We start from the raw sequence: 6,059 nt of genomic DNA, 5'->3' as shown, positions 1-6,059 counted from the left end.
GTGGTGTTGCCGACGCTGACCAGGCCCTGACTATAGGGTGGAAGTTAGTGTCTCGGCGCTTCAGTTCGAATAGTGCCATCTGGGATATAGGATCAAGCGCCACGGTAAAAGAAGGCGAGCAAGTAAAGAACGTTTTTAGTTATTTTCTGCCAGAAGTGGATCGTCGTGAAAATCCCAACCGGCCGATAGCTGGGGTGGAACTGGTTCGCCTATGGTAAGAACCAGTGATGCCCCTCCCGCCTAAACTGAAGCACTCTTTGCCGATATCTGAACGTACATTCGGACAAGATGCGAATCTCTAATTCAAGCTGGTGCTCCATAAGATTTTGCTCTATAAATTATCGAACTGCTAAAATCTCTTTGCATTTTCCTATCACCTTTAGCCAATCGCCAAATCAAGGAAGTAATCGATGGCCATGAATTTTTCACCCGGCGTTTTTGCCGATCACCTATCTGAAATTGCGGGCCAAAAGGTTGGCTTAGCTTTATCAATGCAAGAGCTATGTGATCACCTCTCCGGAGATCATCGCAATCTCGGAGATGTGTTACTTCAGTCTGAAAAGAGTGGCTTGCGGATTCGCTCTGAGGAGTTTGAGGCGATCTGTTATCGGTTGCTTCACAGGATCGGCTACACAGAAGACGAGGAAAATGGCATACCTCCCCAGATCAAGCTCTACCATAAATACAAGCACAACCCTCGTTTACTGGCTATATACGAGGGTGTAAGCGCTATTTTTAATCAAATGATGATGGAGATAATTGAAGAAACTACAAGAAGTGGTGGCAAATCGATAGATCCATCGCAAATTATGAAGCGTTGCGCCTTGGAATTTGGACGAACTGGCTTGGATATGGCTATGGAGCATATTCGGGGTTTCGACCATCACATGCGAATCAGTCCTCACTCTTTGTCTAGATACGATGAGTGGAGCAGCACTATAGAACTCAAGTCGCTCTTTACTGGCGCCTTAGATGCTCCCGAAAAAGGAACATTCATTGACCAGCGATTTATAAATTATTTATCCAACAATAATCACCGCTTGGCAGAAATGCACTGGCGAAAATTTGAAGAACTCACAGCGGAATACTTCGAAAGGGAGGGGTTTCGCGTTGAAATCGGTCCAGGTACTAACGACGATGGCGTAGATGTCCGATTGTGGAAGCAAGACACACCGGAGGATGCGAAACCGACCTGTCTGATACAGTGTAAGCGGCAGAAAGCAAAAGTTGAGAAAGTGATAATAAAGGGCCTTGCGGCGGACGTGCAATTTATGGGTGCCGAGTACGGCATGATAGTTACAACATCAGAGTTGAGTCCTGGCGCGCAAACGACCATCAGTGCTCGAGGTTATCCGATACAGGTTGTTGAGCGACACGCCGTGAACGCTTGGCTCACTCGCCTTCGGACTCCCGGAACAGGGATTGTAAGGATCTGATATGGAAGTTTGGTGGGATGCTATCGATCTCAAATTTCTCAATTGAAAAATGAAGCAGCAGAGGTTGAACCTCAGTTTTTGCTGGCATGTGCGATCCGTTACGAGCGGTGACGGGTAGCATCGGTCATTTGATCTAGGATTAGTTACGCTATTCAGCGATTTTTAAGTGATCATTTGAAAAATTAATTCTATATTTTGCATGTCTTCCTATTAGCTGCTCTGTCATAAGCGTAAAGTTAATAGGTTTATGAAAGGTAGCCCTATGCGTAGTGATATTCAATCTAAACTCAGGCTTTGGTCAGATGGGGCAGGGAAGGCTGAAGTGTTTGTTAACGCCTTTCTTTCGAGCTTGGGGGTATATCCACCGTTGACAAATGTCGCCCCGCTTGGAGGGCCAGATGGAGGGCGTGACTTACAAAGTGCAGATGGTACTTTAAGGGTTGCATGCTATTTTCCCACCAAGGAATACAAGTCATTTTCAGAAATAGAAGCTAAATTTTTGAAAGACTTGAATAAGGTAAGTCGGGCGGATGTAACAGCTTTTGTTTTTGTCACAGGTCAGTTAATGCAATTGGCTGACAAGGAGAAGTTGAAATTCCAAAGCCCAATTTCCAAGACTGCAGTATATGATTGTGGTGATATATTGAGTGCGGTGAGTGCTCCGCAAGCTGGTTTCTTACGAGCATTGCTTGGATTTCCAGACAAGGAATCCATGCCAAGCAAGCCAAGATTTGAAGGTGTACTTTCGTCTATAGAAGACTATAAGGTTTTTTCAAGTTTTATTTGTGAGAATGATGAGGGTATTGTTTTTCTCAATCTGACTATGGATGATAGTAGTTTTCAGGGTAGTATAGATGAGCCAAATCCATATTTTGTAGCTTATGAAGAATGTTTCGAAGATTTGGAAGATGGGGAGGAGCCTTCGTGTTATAAATGCACAGGTACGGAGTTCTCTGTGCACATATCACATGTTTTAGGAAGTTGCTTTTTTTACTGGCAGAGGGGGTTTTATAGATTGAGAGGATACTTCGTAATTACTGGCTACTCAGGACCGTATCAAGGTCTGATGGCCTGCAATCTTAGAGGCGTCAGGCATGAAGATGTCCGAATGTAGGTCTCCGAGTACTAAGATTCCTAGCAATCTGCTGCGTAGTAATATGAGTCACCGTAAACTCCAGACGCTTTCGACAGGGAGCTTTTTCGGTTGAAAGTCACCACTCACACCGCTTTTCACAAAAAACTGCCTAGCACCAGAGGTTCAAGTATGGATCAGGCTCGCGCAGGTTGAGGAGAATGCGGCGGAGAATTGTCTTAATAGAAATGGCTGAAAGGCGAACCGCAGATTAGAGTTATGGGTTCGCCTTTCGGTAACACCCCTCAACCTATTAGCTATTTACTCATGGCTTGATAGTGCTCGGAGTACCCGCACCCTTCAAAGATTAACCTCAGACCGTCTTTGAAAACCTCATGATCGAATTCTTTTATGTCAAAAATATTTTGGCCCAAAGAATGTGACTCTCGATTCATGTATCTGTAGAAGGTTGTGAATTTTTCAGCCGACAGAGCTGGCTTTTGGAAGACGTTGTTAAAGTCCGTTTTTTGAACAAAACTGAAAAAATATTCGACGATGTTCCGCATACAGTTTGCGATCAGCGCCGGTGGCGCAGCCTGGTCTTTTATGATTGACCAGTATGATTGGTAGTCATTTTGAATCTCCTCGTATTTCATTGGGGTTACCGAGCTTCCGTTTTTGTTCTTATAAACCCTGAATAGTTGCTGAGTCTCTGATCGGGTTTTATGGTTCGTGTGAGTCAGTTCATAGAAAAAGTACAAGCTATGAGTCAGCACAAAAACCTGCTTGTAAAGGTCACTATTTATGAAGTGTTTTTTGATTAACTGTCCAATATTGAACACGTAGAGATGAGAAAGACTTGAAATGGGATCGTCAATCACAACCACTTTAGTTTGAGGGACAGCAGTGGCGGTTTTCTGTCCTTTACAAAGCTCCATAAAGTAGAGAAAACTGATAACCGTTTTCTCACCTTCACTCAACGAGTGAAAGGCATTTGCTTGATCGGTAGTTCTAGATACGCGGTAAAAATTATCACCATACGGCACCACAGAAAAGCCATCGATGCCAATTTCCAACAGTCCGCAATTAATGTTCTCAATTGACTCTTCAATATTTACCGTCTGTTTTCTAAGGTTGGCGATCTTACCGCTAGATGCCGTGACATCTGCAACTATATTAATGGCAGACTGGCTGATTTTACTGGTCTCTTCTTTTAGCGCAGATGCTGACTGAGAGTAGGCGGAAATCGTCTGGTCGTAATTCCAGCGCATCAGCGTCCAGAAACGAGATCTTATATTGTCTTTGGTTTTTTTCTTGTTAGCCAGTTTGTCATTGTGGGCGTCAATAATCTCGTTCAGACCCTTGATCAATTCGTTGATCAGATCGACGGTGGATTTTGTATCGGTAAGTACCACTGGCGTGCTCGGGCTTTTGGTTTTGTTACTAATGTGCAAGATGTTTTCCCGTATTGATGCCCGTAAGGCTTCACAGGCGATAGTCCAAGCATCTATAAGCTCTTTTTTAGCAAGCGGAGAATTTGAAATGTCTTGAATGTTCAGGTTGGAGGTTAGTGTCTCATACTGAGTTTTGATTAACTCCAGTTCTTTAATATCTTGCTCGTAGGCCTCGTCGAAGACATGTCGTATAGAGTCAATGATGTGTTTCGTAATTGTTTTTTGCTGGCAAAATGGGCAGGCTTGGGGATCCTCGTCATCTGAAATGTACTGAAGTCCTTGCTTCACCCAGTCAGAATTTTTAGTTTTCGTAATGAATTCGGCAACCGACCCCTCTTGGCTGCCAACAATTATCTTCGACCATAATGGGTCTCTCTCAATACTCAGCCACCCAGCAGAAAGGATAGGGGAAGTTGTGAATGAAGCTGCACCTTCTCCCTCAATAGATGATGCTTCTGCTTTCAAATCTTCAACCGTATAGTCAGGCGCATTTTCCGGTAGCGGTAAACTGACAATATGTTGAAAAAGGAGTTCGGTTCTTTTCAAGCTTTCTAGGCAGAACTCAAGAACACGATCACCGCCTGAGAAGGTTGTCTTAATTTCCCAAATCTTGCTACTTGCCTTTGACTTTGCTTCTTCGAGCTTTATGGCTGTCTCGGCAGCTAACCTCGCATTTTCTTGCTGAGCGGTTAGGTGTTTCTCAAGTTCTTTCGTCTCAGCTTCGATTTGCTGGAGAGCACCTTTGTTTTCTTTCGACAGGGTGAAGATCCCTTTTAAATTATCCTCTTCGTAAAAGTAGTCATTCAAAAAGCTTTGGTTGTATACAAGAATTTCACAAGCTTGGCTCGTTTTTAAGCTGCATTTCACAAACTGTGGTGCGTTTTGGTTGTACAAGAACTCGGAGATAGTGCTCTTTCCCGCCCCGTTTAGCCCGTATATAAGCGACGTTTTATTAATTGGGGAAAAAGTGGATTTGGATTTGTAGCTGGTGACGCCATCTATATTCAATTCCGTGATCATAAAGAAACTCCAGAATGCTAAGTGGCTTTGCGCCATCTCTGTTGGCGAGGAGGAGCATAGGCGAGCAAGGGGATGTCTGCCACTTTGTCTTTTGACAGGGGGAATCAAGGACTGTCCAAAGGCAAGCGAGGAAAGTGGCGGGATATATTGGGACGCGCAAGGCATGTCCTAGTCAGCGCGCTAATGGCTGGTTCCAAGGTGCAAAGTGAGATAGGGGGGCCGGCATAAGGGGACGGATCTGTTGAGAGATCCGAGACGGGATGAGGGGCCCGATAAACACCAACGTTTAAAACGACATCTCCAGACACTCTCTCAGGCTACATATCCTTGCGCCGTTGCCTACAGCTACGCCAGAATCCGCCGGCTTGTGCGCTTTGTACCTGGTCTTTATCGTCTACGTGTCGCTGGCAACCCAGCGACCGGGTTTAGCGACCCGACCAGGTATAAGTTCAACGACGCTCCCGTTTGTCGCAGACATTTGCGATGACGATATGGTGGCTGTGCGTGGGAGACCTTCGGGTCTGCCGGGTCTTATACCTCTCGGTTCGCTAACCCGCGTACAGCTGCCACCCCTACTTGTTTAGCGACAGGTGTTGGTGGTTCCACCAGGTATAAAAATGGAGCTTCACCATGATCAAACCAACACCCAACCCGCCCGAAACCGACTCGGTTTCCCCCTACGAATCCACCGATTCCAGAAAACTCCACGAAGCCGCCGACCGCGCGCTCGACCATTACCTCTGTCCACCCGGCTCCACGCCGCCCCCACGCAGAACCCGCGGGATGTATGCCGTGACTGCGGACAACAAAAACGAAGAACTGCTGATTGATGCCAGTGAAACTCTCGCTTCGGCCCAAACCATTGCCCAGAACATCGCCAGTCTGGTGCCGGCTTCGCAGCGTCGGGCGTTGGTGGGCATTGCGCAGTTGATCATGCTCGGGGAGTTAGCGGTGAATCGGGCGTTGGATAATTTGCAATTGCCGGTGAAGCAGACCTCAGGATCACCTGCTGATTAAGCTGGTGCCAATTCTGGCGCCTTCGCGAGCAAGCTTGCGTCCACAGGGATTTAGGGGGGG

Annotated in this window: 5 protein-coding genes; 4 read left to right on the top strand and 1 reads right to left on the bottom strand. The window is 46.0% G+C overall.

From position 1 onward, the window contains the following. From C1X29_RS29560 to C1X29_RS29215, 3 genes are all read left to right on the top strand, one after another. Nucleotides 1–218, top strand: a 218-nt coding sequence (locus C1X29_RS29560; RefSeq protein ID WP_218275703.1) for a hypothetical protein, incomplete at its 5' end; no start/stop codon positions are given. Nucleotides 219–410: 192 nt separating this feature from the next. Continuing rightward, on the top strand, nucleotides 411–1,436 hold the full coding sequence (locus tag C1X29_RS28035; protein ID WP_102718933.1) for a restriction endonuclease: 1,026 nt from the start codon (nucleotides 411–413) through the stop codon (nucleotides 1,434–1,436). 262 nt (nucleotides 1,437–1,698) lie between these two features. Continuing rightward, entirely contained in the window at nucleotides 1,699–2,550 is an 852-nt protein-coding gene (locus C1X29_RS29215; protein ID WP_146023277.1) for a hypothetical protein, read from the top strand. Between the two features lie 275 nt (nucleotides 2,551–2,825). Here the strand turns inward: C1X29_RS29215 and C1X29_RS28030 are convergent, their stop codons facing one another. Further along, complete coding sequence (locus tag C1X29_RS28030) at nucleotides 2,826–4,982, bottom strand: AAA family ATPase (protein ID WP_158247908.1); 2,157 nt, start codon at nucleotides 4,980–4,982, stop codon at nucleotides 2,826–2,828. Nucleotides 4,983–5,612: 630 nt separating this feature from the next. Here C1X29_RS28030 and C1X29_RS28025 point away from each other — a divergent pair. Then, complete coding sequence (locus tag C1X29_RS28025) at nucleotides 5,613–5,999, top strand: hypothetical protein (protein ID WP_102718931.1); 387 nt, start codon at nucleotides 5,613–5,615, stop codon at nucleotides 5,997–5,999. Nucleotides 6,000–6,059: the final 60 nt, after the last annotated feature.

The sequence above is a fragment of the Pseudomonas sp. GW456-12-10-14-LB2 genome (assembly GCF_002884345.1).
Lineage (GTDB): Bacteria > Pseudomonadota > Gammaproteobacteria > Pseudomonadales > Pseudomonadaceae > Aquipseudomonas > Aquipseudomonas paraglycinae.
The sequence above is the reverse complement of the archived record's forward strand: the minus strand, read 5'-3'. Positions and strand labels throughout refer to the sequence as shown.